This window comes from Gandjariella thermophila, from assembly GCF_005405885.1.
GTDB classification, from domain to species: domain Bacteria; phylum Actinomycetota; class Actinomycetes; order Mycobacteriales; family Pseudonocardiaceae; genus Gandjariella; species Gandjariella thermophila.
In genome coordinates, this window is record NZ_BJFL01000014.1 from 1 (window position 1) to 21,564 (window position 21,564).

The following is a 21,564-nucleotide window of genomic DNA, read 5'->3' on the forward strand; positions in this document are numbered from 1 at the left end:
ATGCGGCTGCTGGCCGAGGCGGGCGCGCTCGTCTACACCTGCGCGCGGAACTACATCGAAGCTGGCGCTGCCAGCTTTGGCGAAGCCCTGCGAGCCGGGACGCCGGTCATCGCACTGGCCTGGGACCCAGGTACCTGCGCGGAGGCCGCCTTATGCGAACGGAGCGGGTTCGTGGTCCAACTCGATCACGACGACGATGACGAGATCGCGGCGAAAGCGCTCGCGGACGCGATCGAGCAGGTAACGCCCCTCCGTGCGGCCGAGGTACAGGAAATCGGACTTGCCCGGTTTGACCCCGTCCGGCATTTCCAGGCACTTGCCGCGCGGCCATGCTGACGGGACGCCCCTTCGAACTACTGGCCGCGCTCCGGCAAACCTTCCCCCGATGGGACTGCACCCTCGACGGTGACCACGTCACTCTCACCTATGGGCAAGCCTCCTCCGCCTATTACCCGCCGCGGTGCCCGCCATCGTGGTCCGAGATGATCACGACTCTGGCGGACGTCTGCGCCGCCCACGGCGTCCGACGAGGAAACCTGCTGCCCCTGCATGGCTTGGGCGACGCCGAGCTGACGTTCTCGGCTATCCAAGCCCTCGACCCGTACCTCAAGGACGGCCACCGCCACGTGCACGCGCACGGGTTCGTCCCGCAGCCGGTCGTGCGGTTCACAGGCCAGCGCGATGAGCACGGCACGTTGTTACCAGGCTTCGCCACATCGTTCGTCAACGTCTCAATCGTCGAGCCGATCAAGACCGTTCCCGAACATGCGGCCCTGATCGACACATGGATCAGCGCGCTCTCACGCCTCGGTTTCCACGCCCAGCACCTCACCATCAGCGGCAACCTGGTTGTCTGGCAACGCGCCCCAGTCGCGGGGATCACCCTGCGGTTTCATCACGAAGGCCGCGAACTTGGCGACGCCGTGCTGCTGTGGAACAACGAGGACCCATCGAAGCTAGCCACCGACATCGGTTCCGGCCTCGAACGGCTGGCCTGGCTACTCACGCGCCGAACATGGGCCAACGTCGTGTACGGCACCTTGGACGGGCAGGCAGATCTTCGCGTCCTCGACGCCGTACGCACCGCGACCCTCATCGTCGGCACCGGTATCCGCCCCGCACCACGCGGCCCCGGTCACGCCGTTCGCCGCCTGCTCCGTGCCGAAGCCCAGCGCACCGACGGCCTTGGACTCAGTCGGATCGTGCGGTGGGCACACGCCTACTGGAGCGGAATCGAACCGCTACTGGTGCCGTGGCCGGAAGTTTGTCGCATCCTCGACACGGAGGCCCTTGATCACAAGGAGTACACGGACCGCAAGTCCGTGGGCAACTCATGTCGGCAAGTCATCGGCAACTTATGAGTTGCCGACCGAGTTGCCGCGAACAAGGAACAACATCGCTGGTCACGCCGCTGTAAGGACGGAACGCTCGTCCCCCAACTTCCTGGGGATAACTACCCCTCGGGCCGAGAGAGGTGGGAGCGGGGCGAGTAGCGCGAGGCCCGGAGTCCCACGACGACGCGGGCGCACCGGGCTCACTTCCAGCCGTATCCGCAGATCGACCAGCACCGGCGAGCCTACCAAGCTGCGCTGCTCCGGCCGAGCGAACTTTCAAGCGTCGGTGTCCAAAATCGGTCGTCAATTGCCTCTCCTGTAGTGCTTGGGTTTCCTGGCACACTGGAGGAGGCCGGTGATCATGCTCGCGCGGCGGGCGATCGGCAGTCACCACACCATCAGACCCAAGTGTGTTATTGGTCACATTTTTCTTGATCGCTGTCCTATGAGGGCCGTTTTTCCGGACTTCAGGGGCGTCCAGGGTTCCTCTGACCGATGGGTGGTGTTGATGGCTGACCGCAGACACAACGAGGCTCACCGTCGCGCGGCTCGCGCGGCGGGTGGGGCTGCGGATGGGGCGACGGGTGCGGTGCGTCCCAGGGCCGCAGGGGCATCCGCAGGGGGCCTTGTCCCTCGCTCCGCAGGTCGGGGCGGGGACACGGCGCGCGGCGCGGGTGTCCGACTGATTGGTCACAATCAGTCTCCTTTCACGTCTGCCGCGCGGGGGCGTCGCCGCAGGGCGGCGGGCGGAGCACCGGACGGGGCGCTGTGGGCCACGCTGACGCCTCGGGATCGTCTGGTATTGGAACTGGTTGCTGAACATCATGTTCTGACCACGGAGCAGCTTCGTGCGCTGGTGTTTCCGTCGATCTCGCGCGCACAGCATCGCTTGCTGCACCTGGCTGATCTGGGCGTGTTGTGGCGCACGCAGCCGTATCGCGCCGAAGGTGGCTCGAAGCCGTTTCACTACCTGCTGGGCTATCGCGGCGTCGAGCTGCGCGCCGCCCACAACGGCACGAGTCCGCCGCGCCCAGCGGCGCACGCGGATCGGCTGCGCCGCATCCTCGAATCGCCCAGGCTGGGTCACCTGTTGGGGGTGAATCAGTTCTTCGCTGAGCTGGCCGACTACTCGCGTCGTGTCGGGCTTGGCGCGTTCGCCGCCGGTGAGCGGGGTTTCGCCCGCGAGGGCTTGCACACGTGGCGCTCCGAGGAGTCGATTACTGAGTTCTACGGCAACAAGATCACCCCGGACGGCTACGGCTGCTGGCACGAACACGGCCGGTGGCTGGGGTTCTTCCTGGAACACGACACCGGCACCGAACCACTGCGCCGTGTCGCGGACAAGATCGACCGCTACACCGGGTCCGGCAAGCCCTACACCGACCGTCTGGATGTGGCGCGGCGGTTGGCGGGCATGGTGCTGATCTGGACCAGCAGCGCCCGCCGCGAACAGGGCTTGCGGAAAGCCTTGCAGGCCAAGCATTCCTCCGTCCCGGTGGCGACCGCGTCCCGCGAGCATGGCCACCCGGACGGTCCGGCGGGCGAGGTGTGGTCCGTGGTCACCGTCGTGCCCGAGCAGGCCCGGCGGGTGCGGTTGGGCGAGCTGCCCACCGTGATCGGCGGCACCACCGACGACGGCACTCCCAGGGTGCTGGCCGAGTTGGCCACCCGTCCGCCGTCGCCGCTCGACGATGACGATGACGACGAGGGCGCCTACCTCGACGGCGTCACCGACGAGATGCGTGAGGCCAACCGGCGCGGGATCGACGTCGGCGACCTCGTGCTCACCGACCCCGATCCCGACGAGGACACCACGAGCCACGGGACGCCCGCGCGGCAACCGTGGCAGCGGCGGCGTCCCGCCTGACTCCTTGACAACTCGACACGATCGTCTGTGCTCTCTGGTCGACCCGCCCCATGTGTCTCGCCCCGCGCGAGACCCCAGCCGAGACCATGATCGAGACACCGAGACCGGGAAACCGAGACGAGACACCGAGTCTCGCCCCGGTCTCGCCGGTGGTCTCGCTGATCGTGGGCGGTGAGAGCCCAGAACTCCGGCCGGTGATCGCTGGCCCCGACGGGTGCCCGAGTGCAGTCGGGGAGTCGAAGCCCACCGGCCTTGTTCCAGCCTGGCACCGCCAGCCACCACAGCGCGCGTCATGGCGCGTGCCCGCACCCCTGGAAAGCCTGACACGGCACGGGGTTCGGGTGATCCGGCTGGCGTTGTGCCCGCTGCGTCGACGGTTGCCCATGCTGCCGACCAGCCGCCCGCGACCTCCCGCCCACGATGCGGGCTCGCGGGCACCCGGAGGTGCCTATGTGCCCCCACAACCCCGAAAACCGCCACGAGCACACCGACAACACAGGTGATGCCCACGGCAACGTCGTACCGCTTCACCACAGCACAGCCCGCGCCGGCGTTACGGTGGAACGGATCGAGACCGAGCCGATGACCGCCGAAGAATACCGCCGCGCGGTCATCGCACTCGCCGCTTTGATCAATGAATGGATACAACAGGAAGACACCCCGCCAGACGACGAAAAAGCCGCCTAAAACCAGAGAGCGTTATTCAGAGCCCTTACCAGCCAAGTCGGTAGAACTCCAGTGCGGTGACGATTCGGATGACATTCGGAAGCTCGGCGAGGCGCCCTCGAAAGCCGGTGGCAAGTATCTTCCAGTTCTTGACATGGGCGATGCATCGTTCGACGGCAGAGCGCAGTGAGGAGATCACCCTGTTGTTTGCCTTGTCGCCGATAGAGAGCTCGCCACCCTTGGGTTTCTTGCGAGGCGTGATTGCGTGAGTTCCCTGGTAGGCAGGGTCGGCGATGACTGGGACATCGGCCAGAAGATCTTCCCAGCCGCACTCAGTAAACGATTTTCGGTCATGCATTGCCCCAGGCAAGGGTATCGATATTCCCAACAGGCCTCCGTTGGTATCGGCGGCAACCTGAATGTTGAGTCCGGCCCGGCGGCGCTTGCCAGAGTAGTTGTCCTCGTGACCTGCGCGGTTGCCGGTGGGCACATCGGTTCCGTCGACCAGGACGAGTCGGCCGCGGATCGCCTCTTCGAGGTTCGGAACGTGCAGGCACAACGCCTGCCCGATCAGCGGAAGTATGGATCGATAAACTCTCGATACGGTCGACTGGCTGACTCCGAACAGGTCGCCCACAGCCGCCTGGTTCAGATTCTGCCGGACGTATACCAAGGTGAGTACGACAGCGCGATACAGTCCCACCACCGGAGGCCAGACTTGCTTTTTATTACAGGAGACGATCTGCCAAATGCGAGCAACAAGCTCCTCGATCTGGTCGGCAGCAAGTCCTGTAGTAGACTGGTAACGCAACGGCCCCGCCTGTAAGTCGTGTTCTGTGGTAGGAAAACGATCTTACCTGATCGGGGTCGTTGCCCTACTTTGAGGTGATCAAGCCGGCCTGAATAACGCTCAGACATATCACCTTCCCAAGATGACCACGACAAGGGATAATACAATCATGCGCGATACCCGCTGTGACCTGCGTTGTTAGTCGGTTCTTAGTCAGCTCTTGTCGCCACGAAAACAGTTTTGTTCACGGCCGATCCGGGCCAGCTAAAAATGGCCCGGATCGGGCATCGAAAAGGAACACTGAGGGAGTTTTTTCATGGGGCGATCGAGCACCGCGCGACGCACCAAGAATGCGGCGATGACGCTGGATGATCTCGACACGGTCCGGGTCGGGGTCTACATGCGGCGTTCCACCGACGACGAACACCAGCCCTACTCCATCGAGGCCCAAGACGAGCGATTGAAGTCCTATGTGGAGCCTCAGCCCGGTTGGCATGTGGCCATGCGGTTTTCCGACGACGCCTCGGGCGCGACCACCGAGCGGGATGACCTGCAACGGGCACTGGCCGCCGCGCGAGCGGGGTTGATCGATGTGCTGCTGGTCTACCGGGTGGACCGGTTCTCCCGGAACTTGCGGGACATGGTGACCCTGCTCGATGAACTCGACCAGTGCGGCGTGGTGTTCCGCTCCGCCACGGAGCCGTTCGACACCTCCACGCCGATGGGGCGGATGCTGGTGCAGATGCTGGGCATGTTCGCCCAGTTCGAACGCGACACCATCATCGACCGCGTGATCAATGGGATGGAACGTAAAGCCGCCAAGGGCCTGTGGAAGGGCGGCAGGCGGCCGTTCGGCTACACCGTCGCCCACGACACTCACCGGCTCGTGCCCCACACCGACGAGTCGCCGATCGTGCGGTTGATCTTCCGGCTGTACACCTACGACCGGTTGGGCTCGAAGGTCGTCGCTCGTGTGCTCAACGAGCGAGGTCACCGCACCACCACCGGCGGCACCTGGTCCGCCTACCAAATCCTGCGGGTCCTCTCGAACCGCGTCTATATCGGCGAACTGTCCTTCCGGGAGATCACCGTGAACGACTGCCACACACCCCTGATCGACACCGAGACCTTCGAAGAAGCACAACGCCTGCTCGCCGAACGCGGCGAGGACCACGCCCACCGCCGCGCCAACGGCTCCGACTACCAGCTCACCGGACTCATGCGCTGCCCGAAGTGCGGCAAAGCCATGATCGGCACCCGCGCGACCGGCAAGAACAAGGTCTACCGCTACTACACCTGCTTCACCCGCTCCCGCTACGACACCACCAAATGCGACGGGCACCGCATCAACGCCGACGCCGTCGAGCAAGCCGTGCTCGGCGCACTCGCGAGCTTCTACCGCGACCACCACGCGCTCATCGCCGACGCCGTAGCCGAAGCCCAGCGGCAACACCGCGCCGGGCACGACACACAACAAGCCGAACTCGCCAGCGTCGAAACCAAGATCACGGAGACCAACGGCAAGATCGACCGCTACCTCACCGCGTTCGAAAACGGCACCCTCGATGAGGAACTGGTCGGCCAACGCCTCGCCGAGCTGCGCGCCACCAGCAAGCAACTACACGCCCGCCGCGAAGAACTCGCCTCCGCTCTCGACGCCGAGCCCACCGTCCCCGAAGCGGCCACGCTCGCCAAGATCGCCGATCACATCACCAGGGTCATCGACCGGGGCAGCGACCAGACCCGCAAAGCTCTGATCGAAACCCTCATCGCCGAAGTCAAGATCACCAGCCCCAGCACCGTCATCCCCAGGTACCGCATCCTCCAACCCAGCACCGACCACGACACAGCAGCAGCCACAAACAAGGCCCTGACCAGCGACAACGCGCCAGCCAGGGCCTCGAAGGAAGGTGTTCGTGCAATGACTAATTTGGTGGGGCAGGTGGGACTCGAACCCACGACCTGACGGATTATGAGTCCGCTGCTCTAACCTGCTGAGCTACTGCCCCCCGGAGCGGGTCGCGTGACGATGACCGCGCTGGGCAGAGTACCGCCGTGGTGGGAGCGGCGTTCGCTCAGGGGCTCGATCGGCCGGTGGCGTCTCGACCGGCCAAGCCGGCCATCCCCGGCCGGTGAGGGGAGCCCGCAGATAGCGGCGAGGGCCCCGTCCGGAGTGGACGAGGCCCTCGCGCCCGGGCTCCTCCGAGTGGACTCGAACCACCAACCCTGCGGTTAACAGCCGCATGCTCTGCCAATTGAGCTACGGAGGAACGCTGCCGTTGCGGCCGGGCTCTCGGCCCGGCCGTGCACAACTATAGCGCACCCGTTACGGGGCTTCGTTCACCCCCCGGGCACCCGCGGGTGGACTGGGGGAGGATGGCCGTGGGTACACGTTGATCGGAGAAGGGAGGACCCATGAAGACCTTCCTGCTGGGCGCCGCCGTCGGCTACGTCCTCGGGACGCGGGCCGGCCGCGAGCGGTACGAGCAGATCGTCCGCGCCTACCGGGGCGTCGTGGACCACCCGGCGGTGCAGGGCTGGGCCGGCGTGGCCCGGGCCAAGGTGGGCGAGTGGATGGGCCGCCCGACCGAGAGTGCGCACGGGGACGCCGCGGCGCGTGCCCGGCGCCGGCCGACCACGCCGGAACCGGTCAGGTGACCCTCGCCACCACGAAGACTCGCCGGAACGGGAACCATGTGGTGCCGTCCGCCCTGGGCGGGTAGGCCGCCCGGAGCCGGGGCGCCAGCTCTGACTGGAAACGTTCCCAGCGCCGGTCGTCCAGGGCCGCGCGCACGGGGCGCAACGCGGTCCCGCTGATCCAGCGCAGCACGGGGTCGTCGCCGGAGAGCCGCTGCAGGTAGGTGGTCTCCCAGGCGTCGACCTCGCAGCCGGCGTCGGCGAGCAGGTTGGCGTACCCCTCCGGGTCGAGCACCGGGTCCGGGTCGCGCAGCACGGCACTGGCCAGCTCGGCGCTCCACTCGGGTGACGCGGCGAGTTCCCTGGTCAGGGCGTGCGAGGCGGCGTGGAAGTTGCCGGGCACCTGGATCGCCAGCCACGCCCCGGGCGGCAACGCGCCGGCCCACCCGGCGAGCAGCTCCTGATGCCCCGGCACCCACTGCAACACCGCGTTGCTGATCACCACGTCGGTGTCCGGGTCGGGGTGCCAGGAACGCAGGTCGGCCACCTCGGCGTCGATGCCGAGTTCGCGGGCCGCGGCCACCATGTCCGGCGACGAGTCCAGCGCGGTCAGCCGGGCCTTCGGCCAGCGCTCGGCGAGCAGCGCGGTGAGGTTCCCGGCGCCACAGCCGAGGTCGACCACGTGCCGGGGTGCCGGGGCGTCGATCCTGGCCAGCAGTTCGTGGAAGGGCCGGGCGCGCTGGTCGGCGAAGCGCAGGTAGGTGCTCGGGTCCCACATGGTGACCTCGCTGGTTCTTCCGGGGCGCGACGTGACGGCACCACTCAAACCGTACGTACGTACTTTAAACCGATTGGTCAGGGAACACTACTGGTGCCGGCGCTGCTCACGGGCGGCGCGGTTGATCGTGTCGCCCACCTCGCTGGCGATCCGGCGCACCAACTCCACGTCGGTGCCCTCGTCCACGCGCACTTGGAGCACGATCCCGTCCCGGCCGGGCACCCGGCGCTGCACGAACCACGCTCCCCCGCCGGGCAGTTCCTGGTGGTGCCGGGACCGGATGGACTCGGTCACCCGGCGCTGCACCACCTCGGGCACCCGTCCCGGCTCGGCCAGCACGAACCGGGCCACCGGCAGGTCGCGCAGCAGCACCGCGCTGCCCGCGGTACCGGTCTCCTCCGCCTCGGTGACCTCGAGCGCGCCACCACTCCAGGTGGCCTTGCTGATCAGGTGCCAGCCGAGCCGCCGGTAACCCTCGCCGTGCGGCAGCCACAGCCCGTGCGAGGTGGCCACCAGGTGCCCACCGCCGCGCAGGCCGGCCACCCCGATCACGTACTCCTCGGCGGCCAGCTCGCCGGTGAAACCCTCCGGGAGCGCCCGACCGGTGGCCCGGTCGACCAGCCGGCGCCACCACGAGATCACTCCAGGCCCCCCATGGCCTGCTCCAGCAGCGCCTTGCGGTACTGCTCGAGCGCGACCAGGTCGCCGAACAGCGTGTGGTACTCGTCCGCCTCGTCCAGCGGGGACATCCGCTGCAGCCGCGACTTCAGGTCGGCGATCTGCCGGGACACCAGGTTCTCCTGCAGCCGGGCCAGCACGCCAGCCACGTACCGGGCGTCCGGCTCCCGCTTGGCCTGCAACGGTTCCACGGCCAGCTCGGTGACCACGGAGCGCACCACGTCGTGCTGGCACCGCTGCGCCACGGCGTCCACAAAGGATGACCCGGCCAGGCCGCATGAGGTGCCGCCGGCGGCCAGCACCGCGCGGTGCACGGCCAGGTACGCGGGGTGCGTGAAGGCCTCCTCGGCCAGCGCGTCGTAGTACGGCCCGGCCAGGCCGGGCACCTGCAGCGCGGCCTTGAGCGCCTCACGCTGCGCCCACAGCCGCGGGTCGTCCCGCTGCGGCCGGGGCGGGCCGTTCACCTCGACGGACAGCGCGCCCTGGTTGGGGTCCTTGGGCTGGGCCTTCCGCCGGCGCGGCGTGGCCGGCGCGCCCCCGCCGGCGACCTCGCGGACCCGGCGCACCACGGTGGCGATGTCCTCCCAGCCCACCCAGCCAGCCAGTTGGCGGGCGTACTCGTCCCGCAGCGACACGTCCTTGATCTGCGCCACCAGCGGCACGGTGCGGCGCAGCGCCTCCACCCGGCCCTCAGCCGTGTCCAGGTCGTGCTCGGCGAGTTGGGCGCGCACCGCGAAGGCGAACAGCGGCTGCCGGCGGGCGACCAGGTCGGCGACCACCTGATCGCCCTTGGCCTGGCGCAGGTCGCAGGGGTCCATCCCACCGGGGGCGACCGCGATGTAGGTCTGCGCGACGAACTGCTGGTCGCCCTCGAACGCCTTGAGCGCGGCCTTCTGCCCCGCCGTGTCCCCGTCGAAGACGAAGATCACCTCGCCGCGGAAGAACGAGTCGTCCAGCAGCAGCCGGCGCAGCACCGCCATGTGCTCGTCGCCGAACGCGGTGCCGCACGAGGCGACCGCGGTGCGCACCCCGGCCGCGTGCATGGCCATCACGTCGGTGTAGCCCTCGACCACCACGGCCTGGCGCTTCTTGGCGATCTCCCGCTTGGCCATGTCGATGCCGAACAGCACCTGGGACTTCTTGAAGATCGGCGTCTCGGACGTGTTGACGTACTTGGCCTCGATCGGGTCGTCGTCGAAGATCCGCCGCGCGCCGAAGCCGACCACGTCGCCGCCGAGGTCCTTCAGCGGCCACAGCAGCCGGCGGTGGAACCGGTCGATCGGGCCCTGCCGGCCCTCGCGGGCGAGCCCCGCCTGGTACAGCTCGTCCAGCTCGAACCCGCGCCGGATCAGGTACTTGGTCAGCCGGTCCCAGCCGGACGGGGCGAAGCCGCAGCCGAACGTGGTCGCCGCGGCCTCGTCGAAGCCGCGCTCGGCGAGGAACTCCCGGGCCTTCACCGCCTCCGGGGTGCGCAACTGCTCGGCGTAGAACTCGGCGGCCGCCCGGTGCGCCTCCAGCAGCCGGGTGCGGGTGCCCCGGTCGCGCTGCACGGTGGTGCCGCCGCCCTCATAGGTGAGCCGGTAGGACACCCGGTCGGCGAGCCGCTCCACCGCCTCGACGAAGCCCATGTGCTCGATCTTCATCACGAAGGCGATCACGTCGCCGCCCTCGCCGCAGCCGAAGCAGTGGAAGGTGCCGTGGCTCGGCCGCACGTTGAACGACGGCGTCTTCTCGTCGTGGAACGGGCAGACGCCCTTCAGGGCGCCGCCGCCGGCCCGGCGCAGGGATACGTACTCGCCGACGACGTCGTCGATCCGGTTGCGTTCCCGCACCTCGGCGATGTCGCTCTCCCGGATCCGTCCAGCCACGTCGATCGAGTCTAGGCGGCACCGCCGACCGGCCGCGCGCGGCGTGCGCGACACTGGAGCGCGTGTCCGTCACCGACGACCTGCTGGCTCGGCGGTTCACCGAGCATCGGGCGCACCTGCTCGGCGTGGCCTACCGGCTCACCGGGACGCTGGCCGACGCCGAGGACGCGGTGCAGGAGGCGTGGCTGCGGCTGTCCGGCCTGGACCCCGCGGCCCGCGCCGAGATCCGCGAGCTGCGTGGCTGGCTGACCACCGTGGTCAGCCGGATCGCGCTGGACCGGCTGCGCTCGGCGGCCGCGCAGCGGGAGCGGTACGTCGGGCCGTGGCTGCCGGAGCCGGTGGTCACTCCGCTGCCCGGTCAGCCGGGCGAGGACCCGCTGGACGCGGTGGTGCGCGACGACGGGGTGCGGCTGGCCGCGCTGGTCGTGCTGGACCGGCTGACGCCGGAGCAGCGGGTGGCGTTCGTGCTGCACGACGCGTTCGGCCTGCCGTTCGCCGAGATCGCCGAGGTGCTGGGCTGCGAGGTGGCGACCGCGCGGCAGTACGCCTCGCGCGCCCGGCGCGCGGTCGCCGACGCCGACCCGCCGTCCCGGCAGTCGCTGCGGGACCAGCGGGCCGTGGTCGAGGAGTTCATCGCCGCGGTGAATGCCGGCGACGTGCCCGCCGTGGTCCGCCTGCTGCACCCGGACGTCGCGGTCGTCGGCGACGGCGGCGGCAAGGCCAAGACCGCGCTGCGGCCCCTCCACGGCGCCGACAAGGTGGCCCGCTTCCTGCTCGGCCTGGTCCGCAAGTACGGAGTGGTGCCGCACCTGGCCGGCCGCCCGGTGCTGGTCAACGGCGACATCGGGCTGGCGCTCCCCGGTACGCCTGGGGACGGCGAGCACCCACCGCTGACCAGCCGGGTCACCGCGTTCACCGTCCGGGACGGCCGGATCGCGGCGATCTACGACATCGCCAACCCGGACAAGCTCACCCGCGTGCGTTTCTAGCGGCGGGCCGGCCGGACGTCGCGGGCCGGGCGAGCGTTGCGGGCCGGCTGGACGTCGCGTAGCGGTGCGACGCCGCCGGTCGCGGGCCGTTCGGCGCACCGGACGAGCCGGCGGCCCGGGCGCGGGACAGCGCCGAGGGGTTAGGGTGCGACGACGCGGGCGAGGAAGTAGACGGCGCCGGTGCCGGCGTGCCGGACCAACACCAGGAACGGCCGGTCCACCCGGACCACCACGGGCGGTTCCTCGCGGATCACCGCGGCCATCCGGAACATCACCGCGGTGGCCGCGGCTCCCTCCAGGCCCTGCTCGTCGATCCGGAGCACCGCCTCGTGGAGCACCGCGTCCACGTACGCCCGCTCGCGGACGAACAGCCCGCCTAGGTCCGCGGCCTTGGTGAACAGCCGCCGCACCCCGAGCCGCCCCAGTGCCTCCTGCAGCGAGGCGCGCTCGGCGACCCGCAGCCGGGGCAGGGCGAGATCCACCCGGGCCGGGCTGGGCGCGTCCAGCAGGTCGGCCAGCCGGGCGGTGTCCAGTTCCGGCTCGGCGGTGGCCAGGTCGCCGTCCGGCAGCAGCACCACGGCGTCGACACCGCCCACCGCGGGCAGGGTGACGGCCTGCCAGCCGTGCCGGGCGGCGTAGCCGAGTTTGGCGGTGAGCCGCATGGTGGGCACGTCCCGGCGGCCGTCCGGCGCGTGGAACGGCTGCGGTGCGGTGGCGTGCTCGGGGAACCGGTTCCGCCAGCCGGTGCGCAGGTAGAGCGCGTTGACCAGGGCGGACAGCGTGTCCGGGCCGACGGCGCCGGGCGGGACGAGTTGCCGGATCAGGCCTCGGGTGGTTTCCGCCACCGAGTCGTTGATCAGCGCGCGGGCCGCCTCGGGGTCGTCGGCGAACGGGGCGGTGCGCGCCGCGCCGTTTGGCCATGCGGCGAGTTCGTCGCCGAATTCGGGGCGCACCGCCAGCCCCTGGGCCGCCCACAGCGTGTTGGCCACGGTCAGCGCCGGCGTCTCGGCGCCGTGCTCGCCGGGTAGCTCGGCGGCCGCGCTCAGCGCGTCGGCGAGGGCGCGCGGGTCCGCGCCGGGCTCGCCGAGCAGGGCGGTGACCAGCTCGTCGCGGGTGGCGCCGCGGGCGGCGAACGCGGTCAGCCCGAGGGCGCTGGCCACCGAGTACGGCGACCAGCACGCGGTGCGCGTGGGGTCGGGGGCGAGCGACCGGTGCAGCGCCAGCACGAAGGCGAGGTGTGCGCGTCCGGTGGTCTGCGCTGCTCGGGTCACTCCGGCTCCCCTCGTTCCTACCGGCTGGCGTCCGGTAGGTGCACGTGTTCCGGTGGCGGGGGTGGCTGCGCCGCTCCGGAGCCCTGCGGGCCGGACGGGCGGGGCCGTCGGGGTTCCCGCACCCCGGCGCCGCCGTCCTCGCCGTTCCAGCCGTCCCAGCCGTGCGGGAAGCCCGGTCCGCGCCTGCGCCGCCCACCGACTCCGGCCGGCACCCGCCGGCGTCGTAACACCCGCGCCAGCAGGCGCCTGAGCTTCCGGTCCACCCCGCCCATGTGTCGAGTGTGCCACCGATCACCCGGCCGGGCGCGGCGTTCACCACGGGCGGACAACGAGCGGTCAGCGGCCGACGAGGGCGGCGTGCCAGTTCACCGCCTGGGCGTCGGTGAGCAGCGCGACCTGGTCGATCACCACGCGCAGCCGGGCGGCGTCGTCCGCGGCAGCCTCCCACGCGGGCAGGAACGCCGGCTGCAACGCGTCCGGTGCGCGCCGGCACAGCGCCGCCACCAGTTCGGCGAGCAGTTCCCGCTGGCGTCGCTGGGCGGCCAGCCGGCGCTCGTCGCTCATCACGTAGCGCAGCGCCACCGCCTTGAGCAGGGCCACCTCGGCGGCCGCCTGCGCGGGTACCACGAGCCGCGCGGCGTAGCGGGTGAGCGGACCGTCGCCGAACGCCCGCCGGGTGCCGGTGACCGCCGCGGAGACGAACCGGCCGACCAGCTCGCTGGTCAGCCGCTTCAGCGCCACCTGCGCGCCCAGTGAGCCGTCGTACTCGGCGGCGGCCAGTTCGGCCACCACCGGCAGCCGGAGCAGGTCCAGCGCGGCGGCCTCCAGGCCGGCGGCCGCCTCGGTGGAGAAGTGCCGGGCGGCCAGTTCGGCCACCGCGGCGCGTTCCTCGGCGTCGGCGAGCATGTGCAGCGAGATGCGGCCGGCCAGCACGCCGTCCTCGACGTCGTGCACCGAGTACGCCACGTCGTCGGACCAGTCCATGACCTGGGCTTCCAGGCAGCAGCGGCGGTCCTCGGCACCGTCCCGCACCCAGGCGAAGATCTCCGCGTCGTCCGGGTAAACCCCGAACTTGACCATGCCCGGGGTGCGCGGCCACGGGTACTTGGTGGCCGCGTCCAGGCTGGCCCTGGTCAGGTTCAGCCCGTAGCCGCGGCCGTCCGGGCCGAGCACCTTGGGCTCCAGCCGGGTGAGGATGCGCAGCGTCTGCGCGTTGCCCTCGAACCCGCCGCACGGCTCGGCGGCCTCGTCGAGCGCGGCCTCGCCGTTGTGCCCGAAGGGCGGGTGGCCGATGTCGTGCGCCAGCCCGGCGGTGTCCACCACGTCCGGATCGCAGCCCAGCTCCGCGCCGATGCCCCGGCCGATCTGGGCCACCTCCAGGGAGTGGGTGAGCCTGGTCCGGGGCACGCCGCTGACCTCGGCCCCCTCCCCGGGGCCGACGACCTGGGTCTTGCCGGCCAGCCTGCGCAGCGCGGCCGAGTGCAGCACCCGGGCGCGGTCCCGGGCGAACGGGTTGCGCCAGTCGCTGGCGGTGCCCGGGAACGCGCCGGCCTTCGGCGGCTCGTCGAACCGCCGTTCCGCGTCGTGCTCGGTGTATCCGGTGCGCATCGGCTGCATCGGCTCAAGGGTAGGGAGCCGCACCGACGCCGGTGCCTGGTTCCACCGCACGGCGCCAGGCCGGACCGCTCAGCCGAGGCCGGTACCGATGTCGTCGGCGGGCGCCCGGGTGACCCGGTAGTACAGCAGCGCGGCGGTCTCCCGCAGGATGTAGCGCATCTGCGTGTCCCGGGTCTGCACGATCGGCCCGCTGTGCGTGGGCGAGGTCCACGCGACCAGCCCGGAGTCGTCGGCCATGGTGCGGGCGCGCAGCGAGTGCCACGGGTCGCTGACGAGCACGGTGGTGCGCCAGCCGCGCGGCCTCACCGCCGCGGCGACCGCGCGCAGGCTGCGCAGCGTGTCGCTGCCCTCCTCGACGGCCAGCACCCGGTCCTTGGGCACGCCCTGCGAGATTAGCCACCGCATGCCGGCCTCCGCCTCGGTGTAGGCGTCGCCCTGCTTGCGGCCGCCGACGGTGACCAGGTAGCGGACCACCCCGGTGTCGTAGAGTTGCTTGGCGTGCTGCAGCCGCGCCCGGAGCACGTCCGAGGGGCGGCCGTCGTACTGGGCGGCGCCGAGCACCACCGCGGTGTCGGCGCGCTGCCGGTCGTCGGTGCGGGCCACCTGCCAGACACGCACCGCCGTCCCGCCGACCACCACCGCGGCGACCAGCACGGAACCGAGCAGCAGGCGCAGCACGTACCGCCGTAACCGGAATCCGGGAGAGGGAGAGCGCTTGCTCACAGCACACCATCGTGGCAGAAGCGGTTCTCAGGCCGGCGAAACCTCCCCCGCCCGGGACACCTACAGCCAGCCGCGCTCCTCGGCCAGCCGGGCCGCCTCGGCCCGGGTGCGCGCGCCGGTCTTGCCGATCGCCGAGGACAGGTGGTTCCGCACCGTGCCCTCGGAGAGGTGCAGCAGCCTGGCCACGTCCGCCACGGTGCCGCCGTCCCGGGCGGCGAGCAGCACCTCCCGCTCCCGCTCGGTCAGCGGGCTCACACCGCTGGCCAGCGACTCGGCGGCGAGGGCGGGATCGACCACGCGCAGCCCGGCGTGCACCCGGCGCACCGCGTCCACCAACTGCTCGGGTGGCGCGTCCTTGACCACGAACCCGACCGCGCCGGCCGCCATGGCGCGCGCCAGGTAGCCGGGCCGGCCGAACGTGGTGCACACCACGACCCGGCAGGATGGCAGTGCGCGGTGCAACTCGGCGGCCGCCGCCAACCCGTCCTTGCCGGGCATCTGCACGTCCAGCAGTGCCACGTCCGGGTCGCTGCGCCGGGCCGCGTCCAGCACGTCCGACCCGGAGCCCACCTCGGCGACCACCTCGATGTCCGGTTCCAGGTTGAGCATCGCGGCCAGCGCGCCGCGCACCAGGGCCTGGTCGTCGGCGAGCAGGACGCGGATCATGCCAGGCCCAGCCGGGGCTCGGCGGCCGGCGCGGCCTCGCGCTCGGCGGCCGGCGGCACGCTGGCGCGTAACCGGAACCCGCCGGCCGGCAGGCGCCCGGCCTCCAGCGTGCCGCCCACCGCAGCCAGCCGCTCCCGCAACCCTTCGAGGCCGTGCCCGGCACCCAGCGAGTCCACTGTGGACGTCCCGCCGGGGCCGTTGTCCCGGATCTCCAGCCAGGTCCGGCCGAGCCGCACCTCGCAGCGCGTCGCGCCGCTGTGCCGCAACACGTTCGTCACTCCCTCGCGCAGCACGTAGCCGAACACCGGTTGCAGCGCGGCCGGCACGTCGTCCACCGCGTGCGGCAGCACCGGTTCGACGCCGGCCGCGCGCAGCGCCGCCCGCGCCCCGGCGACCTCGGCGACCAGCGACGCCTCCCGGTAGCCGGACACCGTGGCCCGCACCTCGGTGAGCGCCTGCCGGGCAAGCTGCTCCACCTCGCGGACCTCGGCCGCCGCCCGCTCGCGGTCGGCTCCGGCCTCCAGCAGCCGCCGGACCAGGCCGGCCTTGACGGTGATCGTGGTGAGGCTGTGCCCGAGCACGTCGTGCAGGTCCCTGGCGAACCGGGCGCGCTCCTCGGCGACCGCCAGCCGGGCCACCTCGTCCCGCGCCGCACGCAGCTCGACCACCGTCCGCACCAGCTCGCCCATGAACACCAGGGACACCGACACCGACAGCAGGGTCACCAGCTCACCGCCGTGCACCGCGAGCGTGTCGGTGGCCAGCGTCCAGCCGACCAGCGCGGCCAGCACGGCGCCGTCGACCAGGACCGCCCACGGGACCGGCAGCATCACCGCGGCGACACCCATGGCGTAGATCATCAGGATGAGGGAGTCCTGACCGAACAGCGCGAGTAGCCCGAAGCCGAGCGCCAGGTGCGCGACCGAGCCGACGATCTTGACCCACACCGGGCGGGGCCACAGCAGCGGTGGAGCCACCAGGTAGGCGGCCCCGTACCCGCCGAAGACGGCGCCGATCAGCACGGCCCGCGGCAGCGATCCGGCCTCGGTGACATGCTGCACCGCCGAGGGGACGAGGAAGAGCGAGAAGAACCCGCCGGGTATCAGCCAGCGGAGGCGGCCGCGCCGGGACGCCAGGCCGACGACCTGCCGGCATTGCTTGTCGGACACGGCACTCACCGTAGAACCTTTCTCCGACGCCTCCGGTGGGCGCGCGGCTGACGCGCGCCCACCGGGAAGGTCACACCCTGGCCGTGTCGGCGCGGTAGCGCCGGGCCGCGACCAGGGCCAGGCCGACCGTCCACACCCCCAGCACGAGCACGGTCTGCATGGTGACGCCCTGGTGGCCGACCGCGTCCCGCCCGATGCCGCCGTACCAGAAGCTGGGCAGCACGTGCGCGAGCCGGTTCAGCCAGGTCGGCATCAGCTCCGGCGGGAACCACAGCCCGCCCCCGATGCTGAGCAGCATGAACGTGGCGCTGCCTATCGGCTGCACGCTGTCCGGGGTGGACAGCTGGCCGATCAGCACGCCGAGCACGGCGAACGGGAGCAGGCCCAGCCAGGTGCCGATGACCAGTTGCGCCCATGCGGCGGCGTCCAGCCGCACCCCGGTGGCGGCCCCGACCGCGCAGACCAGCAGCAGCGGGCCGACCGAGACGAGCATGCCGACCAACGCCTTGGTGACCAGGTAGGCGCCGCCGGACAGCGGGGTCAGCCGCAGCTGCCGCTGCCAGCCGGCGCCGCGCTCGGTGGCGATCCGGGTGCCGGTGGACACCGCGGCGGTGAGCGCGCCGAACGCGGCCATCCCGGCCATGATCCACGCCCTGGTGGCGGCCTGCTCGGCCGCGCCGCCCTGGTTGCCGTAGAGGTTGGAGAACAGCAGGTAGAACACGACGGGAAAGCCAACCGTGAAGATCAGGAAGCGGGGTGCGCGGATCACCCGCCGGGTCTCCAGCGCGAGGTACTTGATGTTCACCGGTGCTCCTCCGGGTTACCGGTCAGCGCGAGGAAGGCGTCCTCCAGGCCGGCCGAGGTGATCTCGATGTCGTGCGCGTCCGGGTAGGCGGCGAGCAGCGCGCGCACCGTGGCGTCGGAGTCGGCGCAGTGCAGCACGGCGCGGCCGGCGCGCAGTTGGACGTTGGTCACCCCGGGCAGGCCGGCCAGCGCGGGCTCGGTGGCGCCGGGCACCACGGCGCGCACGGTGCGGCCGGAGACGGCGGCGCGGACCTGCGCCACCGAACCGTCGGCGACGATCCGGCCGGCGCGTATCAGCACCACGCGGTCGGCGTAGTTCTCGGCCTCCTCCAGGTAGTGCGTGGCGAACAGCACCGTGCGGCCGGTCTCGGTGTACGCGTGCATGGCCTGCCAGAAGCCGCGGCGGCCCGCCACGTCCATGGCCACCGTGGGCTCGTCCAGCACCAGCAGGTCGGGGTCGCAGACCAGCGCCACCGCGAAGCGGACCCGCTGCTTCTCGCCACCGGACAGCCTGCCGCACCGGCGCCGGGCCAGGTCGGCCACGCCCGCCCGGTCCAGCGCCTCGCCCACCGGCATCGGCGCCCGGTGCAGCGCCGCGACCAGGCCGACGGTCTCCGCCACGGTCGCGTCGTCGAGCAGCGCGCCGGCCTGCAGCATCGCGCCGACGGTGCCGCTGGTAACCGCGTCCCGGGGCTGCTGGCCGAACACCCGTACCTCGCCGGCGTCGGGCCTGGTCAGCCCGAGCATCATGTCGACGGTGGTGGACTTGCCGGCCCCGTTCGGGCCGAGCAGGGCGACCACCTCGCCCGGGCTGATCACCAGGTCGATCCCGGCCACGGCGCGAACCTCGCCGTAGTGCTTGCGCAGGCCGGCCAGCGCCACCGCGGCGCCGCTGGCCACCGCGCCGGGTGTGCCGGCCTGCTGGGTTCTCGTCGTCATGGCAGCAACGATGCCGCGCGGCCGTCGCCCGGTCGGAGATCAGTCGTCACGACTCGACCATGACAACTGTCATTCCACCTGACTCGGTGACACCGGGCCTGAGATGATCACGTCATGTCAGCCGACGAACCGACGATCCTGGCGACCTCCGGCGGGTGGCGGGCGGGCCGCTGGGTGCAGATGGAGTTCGGCCCGCTGATCCGCTACGCACTCCAACTGTCCGGTGTGGAGGGTCGAAGGCCGAGGCTCTGCCACGTCGGCACGGCCGGCGGCGACCAGCTCTCGACCAACGCCCGGGTGTCCGAGGCGGGCCGGGTCGCCGGGGTCGAGGTGAACCACCTGAACCTGTTCCCCATGCCGCCCACCGCCGACCTCGACGACTTCGTCGGCTCGCACGACGTGGTGTGGGTGAACGGCGGGTCGGTGGCCAACCTGCTCGCCGTGTGGCGGGTGCACGGGCTGGACGCCGTGCTGCGCCGGGCGTGGCGGGCCGGAGTGGTGCTGGGTGGGGTGTCCGCCGGCTCGATCTGCTGGCACGTCGGCGGCGCCACCGACTCCTTCGGCCCCGACCTGCGGGTGGTCACCAACGGGCTCGGGCTGCTGCCCTACGGCAACGGCGTGCACTACGACTCCGAGGCGGCCCGCCGGCCCACCGTGCACGCCGCGGTGGCCGCCGGTGAGCTGCCCCGCACGTACTGCACCGACGACGGCGCCGGCCTGCTCTACCGGGGCACCGAACTCGCCGAGGCGGTGGCCGAGCGGCCGGAAGCGGGCGCGTACCTGGTGGAGCGGGACGCGGCCACCGGCTCGGCCGTCGAGCACCGCCTCGACGTGCGCCGGCTGGCGTAGCTCAGCAGCCGAGCAGGCGGCCGGCCAGGTACTCCTCCAGCTTGTCCATGGCCACCCGCTCCTGGGTCATGCTGTCCCGCTCCCGCACGGTCACCGCCTGGTCGGACAGCGACTCGAAGTCGACGGTGACGCAGAACGGGGTGCCGATCTCGTCCTGGCGGCGGTACCGGCGGCCGATCGCGCCCGCGTCGTCGAACTCGACGTTCCAGTGCCTGCGCAGCGCGGCGGCCAGGTCGCGGGCCTTCGGCGACAGGTCGGCGTTGCGGGACAGCGGCAGTACCGCCGCCTTCACCGGGGCCAGCCGGCGGTCCAGCCGCAGCACGGTGCGCTTGTCCACCCCGCCCTTGGAGTTGGGTGCCTCGTCCTCGGCGTAGGCGTCCAGCAGGAACGCCATCATCGGCCGGCCCACGCCGGCGGCCGGCTCGATCACGTAGGGCCGGTACCGCTCGCCGGTGTTCTGGTCGAAGTAGCTGAGGTCGGCGCCGGAGTGCTCGCTGTGCGTGGTGAGGTCGAAGTCGGTGCGGTTGGCGATGCCCTCCAGCTCACCCCATTCCTGGCCGCCGAAGTGGAACCGGTACTCGATGTCCACGGTCCGCTTCGAGTAGTGCGACAGCTTCTCCTTGGGGTGCTCGTACAGCCGCAGGTTGTCCCGGTTGATGCCCAGGTCGGTGTACCAGGCCAGCCGCTCGTCGATCCAGTACTGGTGCCATTCCTCGTCGGTGCCCGGCACGACGAAGTACTCCATCTCCATCTGCTCGAACTCGCGGGTGCGGAAGATGAAGTTCCCCGGGGTGATCTCGTTGCGGAACGACTTGCCGATCTGGCCGATACCGAACGGCGGCTTCTTCCGCGCGGTGGTGAGCACGTTGACGAAGTTGGTGAAGATGCCCTGCGCGGTCTCCGGCCGCAGGTAGTGCAGACCCTCGTCGGACTCGACCGGCCCGAGATGGGTGCGCAGCAGCCCGTTGAACATCTTCGGCTCGGTGTACTGGCCGCGGGTGCCGCAGTTCGGACACGGCACCGGGCCCAGGTCACCCTCGGCGACCTCCTTGCCGGAACGCTCGGCGTACTCCTCGACAAGCTGGTCGGCGCGGAACCGCTTGTGGCAGGACACACACTCGACCAGGGGGTCGACGAAGGCGTCCACGTGGCCGGAGGCCACCCACACCTCGCGCGGCAGGATCACCGACGAGTCGATGCCGACGACGTCCTCGCGGCCCTGCACCACGGACTTCCACCACTGCCGCTTGATGTTGTCCTTCAACTCGACACCGAGCGGACCGTAGTCCCAGGCCGACCTGGTACCGCCATAGATCTCTCCGCAGGGGAACACGAAGCCGCGGCGCTTGCACAGGTTGACAACGGTCTCGATGCGATCGGCGGGCACAGAAGCTCCAGAGGACTAGTGCACGGTGTGGGAGGCTGTCAAGCCTAACCGGTCGCCCTCGTCACCCCCGGACGAGGGGATTCGCTCTTCCCGGCATACCCCCCGGTGGGGTGACGTGCGGGTGCGAGGATGGTACGTCGAGGCCGGCAGCGTCCTGGCTGGCCTGGAGGAGGGAGGCGGCGTGGCTCGCAGGCCGTTCCGGCGCACCCCGCTGCTGCCCGGGCACGGGCCGCTGGCGCGGGTTCCTCCCGTCGCCGCGTTCCTCGCCGTGCTGGTGCTGTTCGGCCTGGGAGTGTGGCTGCGGGGGCCGGTGGGCGCCGGCCTGCTCGGCGTGCTCGCCCTCGGTCTTTCGGGCATGCTCGTCACCACCTGGCGACTGCTCAGCCCCGCCCAGCGGGTGGCCAGGGTGTTCGTCCTGCTCGTCCTGCTCGTGGTCGCCGCCTCGCTGCTGCGCTGACCCGGGGCGAGGGCGCGAACGCCTAGGATGGGGGGGAACGACTCGGTCGCGCTGCCCGCGCAGCGGAGGTGCTGG

The 21,564-nt window shown here is 71.2% G+C and carries 22 protein-coding genes and 2 tRNA genes; 9 read left to right on the forward strand and 15 right to left on the reverse strand.

Annotation, left to right across the window (positions count from 1 at the left end):
* The 4 genes from FFT21_RS29170 to FFT21_RS14865 form a co-directional block, all read left to right on the forward strand.
* Window positions 1-336: glycosyltransferase (locus FFT21_RS29170; RefSeq protein ID WP_192909550.1), on the forward strand; the 336-nt coding region annotated here is incomplete at its 5' end.
* Window positions 337-482: 146 nt separating this feature from the next.
* Window positions 483-1,361, forward strand: coding sequence for a hypothetical protein (locus tag FFT21_RS14855; RefSeq protein ID WP_137814461.1), 879 nt, complete (start codon window positions 483-485; stop codon window positions 1,359-1,361).
* A gap of 775 nt (window positions 1,362-2,136) precedes the next feature.
* The gene (locus FFT21_RS14860; protein ID WP_225978426.1) at window positions 2,137-3,201 is read left to right on the forward strand and encodes a replication-relaxation family protein; all 1,065 of its coding nucleotides are present in this window, start codon (window positions 2,137-2,139) and stop codon (window positions 3,199-3,201) included.
* A gap of 450 nt (window positions 3,202-3,651) precedes the next feature.
* Window positions 3,652-3,888, forward strand: a complete 237-nt coding sequence (locus FFT21_RS14865; RefSeq protein ID WP_137814462.1) for a hypothetical protein — start codon at window positions 3,652-3,654, stop codon at window positions 3,886-3,888.
* Between the two features lie 25 nt (window positions 3,889-3,913).
* On the opposite strand, the gene FFT21_RS14870 is transcribed toward FFT21_RS14865, so the two are convergent.
* The gene (locus tag FFT21_RS14870; RefSeq protein WP_137814463.1) at window positions 3,914-4,678 is read right to left on the reverse strand and encodes a transposase family protein; all 765 of its coding nucleotides are present in this window, start codon (window positions 4,676-4,678) and stop codon (window positions 3,914-3,916) included.
* A 295-nt stretch (window positions 4,679-4,973) separates the two neighbouring features.
* Here FFT21_RS14870 and FFT21_RS14875 point away from each other — a divergent pair, with 295 nt between their 5' ends.
* Window positions 4,974-6,623 carry a recombinase family protein gene (locus FFT21_RS14875; RefSeq protein ID WP_137814464.1) on the forward strand — a complete coding sequence of 550 codons (1,650 nt, stop codon included), beginning with the start codon at window positions 4,974-4,976 and terminating at the stop codon, window positions 6,621-6,623.
* Here FFT21_RS14875 and FFT21_RS14880 read toward each other — a convergent pair.
* Together FFT21_RS14880 and FFT21_RS14885 are read right to left on the reverse strand one after the other, a co-directional pair.
* Window positions 6,589-6,666, reverse strand: a tRNA-Ile gene (locus FFT21_RS14880). The genes FFT21_RS14875 and FFT21_RS14880 overlap by 35 nt on opposite strands.
* 188 nt (window positions 6,667-6,854) lie before the next feature.
* Window positions 6,855-6,927: transfer RNA gene (locus FFT21_RS14885), tRNA-Asn, on the reverse strand.
* Between the two features lie 145 nt (window positions 6,928-7,072).
* Here FFT21_RS14885 and FFT21_RS14890 point away from each other — a divergent pair.
* The gene (locus FFT21_RS14890) at window positions 7,073-7,315 is read left to right on the forward strand and encodes a hypothetical protein (RefSeq protein ID WP_137814465.1); all 243 of its coding nucleotides are present in this window, start codon (window positions 7,073-7,075) and stop codon (window positions 7,313-7,315) included.
* Here FFT21_RS14890 and FFT21_RS14895 read toward each other — a convergent pair.
* From FFT21_RS14895 to dnaG, 3 genes are all read right to left on the reverse strand, one after another.
* Window positions 7,308-8,072, reverse strand: a complete 765-nt coding sequence (locus FFT21_RS14895) for a trans-aconitate 2-methyltransferase (RefSeq protein ID WP_137814466.1) — start codon at window positions 8,070-8,072, stop codon at window positions 7,308-7,310. The two genes, FFT21_RS14890 and FFT21_RS14895, sit on opposite strands and share 8 nt — an antisense overlap.
* Window positions 8,073-8,159: 87 nt before the next feature.
* Window positions 8,160-8,711: a hypothetical protein gene (locus FFT21_RS14900; RefSeq protein WP_371856806.1), complete on the reverse strand. Its 552-nt coding sequence runs from the start codon at window positions 8,709-8,711 to the stop codon at window positions 8,160-8,162.
* Window positions 8,711-10,618, reverse strand: a complete 1,908-nt coding sequence (gene dnaG / locus FFT21_RS14905; protein WP_137814467.1) for a DNA primase — start codon at window positions 10,616-10,618, stop codon at window positions 8,711-8,713. The genes FFT21_RS14900 and dnaG overlap by 1 nt, the downstream gene beginning before the upstream one ends.
* A 53-nt stretch (window positions 10,619-10,671) precedes the next feature.
* Between dnaG and FFT21_RS14910 the strand changes: the two genes are divergently transcribed.
* A complete protein-coding gene (locus FFT21_RS14910) occupies window positions 10,672-11,607 on the forward strand; it encodes a sigma-70 family RNA polymerase sigma factor (protein ID WP_371856807.1) in 936 nt (311 codons plus the stop codon).
* A gap of 140 nt (window positions 11,608-11,747) precedes the next feature.
* On the opposite strand, the gene FFT21_RS14915 is transcribed toward FFT21_RS14910, so the two are convergent.
* The 8 genes from FFT21_RS14915 to FFT21_RS14950 form a co-directional block, all read right to left on the reverse strand.
* Entirely contained in the window at window positions 11,748-12,878 is a 1,131-nt protein-coding gene (locus FFT21_RS14915; protein ID WP_137814469.1) for a serpin family protein, read from the reverse strand.
* Window positions 12,879-12,895: 17 nt separating this feature from the next.
* Window positions 12,896-13,150, reverse strand: a complete 255-nt coding sequence (locus FFT21_RS14920) for a hypothetical protein (RefSeq protein WP_137814470.1) — start codon at window positions 13,148-13,150, stop codon at window positions 12,896-12,898.
* 64 nt (window positions 13,151-13,214) lie between these two features.
* The gene (locus FFT21_RS14925) at window positions 13,215-14,486 is read right to left on the reverse strand and encodes a deoxyguanosinetriphosphate triphosphohydrolase (protein ID WP_137814567.1); all 1,272 of its coding nucleotides are present in this window, start codon (window positions 14,484-14,486) and stop codon (window positions 13,215-13,217) included.
* Window positions 14,487-14,564: 78 nt separating this feature from the next.
* On the reverse strand, window positions 14,565-15,218 hold the full coding sequence (locus FFT21_RS14930; RefSeq protein WP_137814471.1) for a YdcF family protein: 654 nt from the start codon (window positions 15,216-15,218) through the stop codon (window positions 14,565-14,567).
* 60 nt (window positions 15,219-15,278) lie between these two features.
* Window positions 15,279-15,884, reverse strand: coding sequence for a response regulator transcription factor (locus tag FFT21_RS14935; protein ID WP_137814472.1), 606 nt, complete (start codon window positions 15,882-15,884; stop codon window positions 15,279-15,281).
* Window positions 15,881-17,053, reverse strand: a complete 1,173-nt coding sequence (locus tag FFT21_RS14940; RefSeq protein WP_137814473.1) for a sensor histidine kinase — start codon at window positions 17,051-17,053, stop codon at window positions 15,881-15,883. The genes FFT21_RS14935 and FFT21_RS14940 overlap by 4 nt, the downstream gene beginning before the upstream one ends.
* A 70-nt stretch (window positions 17,054-17,123) precedes the next feature.
* Window positions 17,124-17,858 carry an ABC transporter permease gene (locus FFT21_RS14945; RefSeq protein WP_137814474.1) on the reverse strand — a complete coding sequence of 245 codons (735 nt, stop codon included), beginning with the start codon at window positions 17,856-17,858 and terminating at the stop codon, window positions 17,124-17,126.
* Window positions 17,855-18,796: an ABC transporter ATP-binding protein gene (locus FFT21_RS14950; RefSeq protein ID WP_137814475.1), complete on the reverse strand. Its 942-nt coding sequence runs from the start codon at window positions 18,794-18,796 to the stop codon at window positions 17,855-17,857. The genes FFT21_RS14945 and FFT21_RS14950 overlap by 4 nt, the downstream gene beginning before the upstream one ends.
* A 114-nt stretch (window positions 18,797-18,910) precedes the next feature.
* On the opposite strand from FFT21_RS14950, the gene FFT21_RS14955 reads away from it, so the two are divergent.
* Window positions 18,911-19,645 carry a Type 1 glutamine amidotransferase-like domain-containing protein gene (locus tag FFT21_RS14955; protein ID WP_137814476.1) on the forward strand — a complete coding sequence of 245 codons (735 nt, stop codon included), beginning with the start codon at window positions 18,911-18,913 and terminating at the stop codon, window positions 19,643-19,645.
* A 1-nt stretch (window position 19,646) separates the two neighbouring features.
* Here FFT21_RS14955 and FFT21_RS14960 read toward each other — a convergent pair whose 3' ends face one another.
* On the reverse strand, window positions 19,647-21,032 hold the full coding sequence (locus tag FFT21_RS14960; protein WP_137814477.1) for a glycine--tRNA ligase: 1,386 nt from the start codon (window positions 21,030-21,032) through the stop codon (window positions 19,647-19,649).
* 115 nt (window positions 21,033-21,147) lie between these two features.
* Between FFT21_RS14960 and FFT21_RS14965 the strand changes: the two genes are divergently transcribed.
* The gene (locus tag FFT21_RS14965; protein ID WP_225978428.1) at window positions 21,148-21,489 is read left to right on the forward strand and encodes a hypothetical protein; all 342 of its coding nucleotides are present in this window, start codon (window positions 21,148-21,150) and stop codon (window positions 21,487-21,489) included.
* Window positions 21,490-21,564 lie beyond the last annotated feature (75 nt).

Excerpts from the sequence above, each read along its gene's own strand:
- FFT21_RS14855 (WP_137814461.1), top strand. The coding sequence starts at position 483 with ATGATCACGACTCTGGCGGACGTCTGCGCCGCCCACGGCGTCCGACGA.
- FFT21_RS14865 (WP_137814462.1), top strand. The coding sequence starts at position 3,652 with ATGTGCCCCCACAACCCCGAAAACCGCCACGAGCACACCGACAACACA.
- FFT21_RS14875 (WP_137814464.1), top strand. The coding sequence starts at position 4,974 with ATGGGGCGATCGAGCACCGCGCGACGCACCAAGAATGCGGCGATGACG.
- FFT21_RS14890 (WP_137814465.1), top strand. The coding sequence starts at position 7,073 with ATGAAGACCTTCCTGCTGGGCGCCGCCGTCGGCTACGTCCTCGGGACG.
- FFT21_RS14895 (WP_137814466.1), bottom strand. The coding sequence starts at position 8,072 with ATGTGGGACCCGAGCACCTACCTGCGCTTCGCCGACCAGCGCGCCCGG.
- FFT21_RS14920 (WP_137814470.1), bottom strand. The coding sequence starts at position 13,150 with ATGGGCGGGGTGGACCGGAAGCTCAGGCGCCTGCTGGCGCGGGTGTTA.
- FFT21_RS14925 (WP_137814567.1), bottom strand. The coding sequence starts at position 14,486 with ATGCGCACCGGATACACCGAGCACGACGCGGAACGGCGGTTCGACGAG.
- FFT21_RS14935 (WP_137814472.1), bottom strand. The coding sequence starts at position 15,884 with ATGATCCGCGTCCTGCTCGCCGACGACCAGGCCCTGGTGCGCGGCGCG.
- FFT21_RS14950 (WP_137814475.1), bottom strand. The coding sequence starts at position 18,796 with ATGACGACGAGAACCCAGCAGGCCGGCACACCCGGCGCGGTGGCCAGC.
- FFT21_RS14955 (WP_137814476.1), top strand. The coding sequence starts at position 18,911 with ATGTCAGCCGACGAACCGACGATCCTGGCGACCTCCGGCGGGTGGCGG.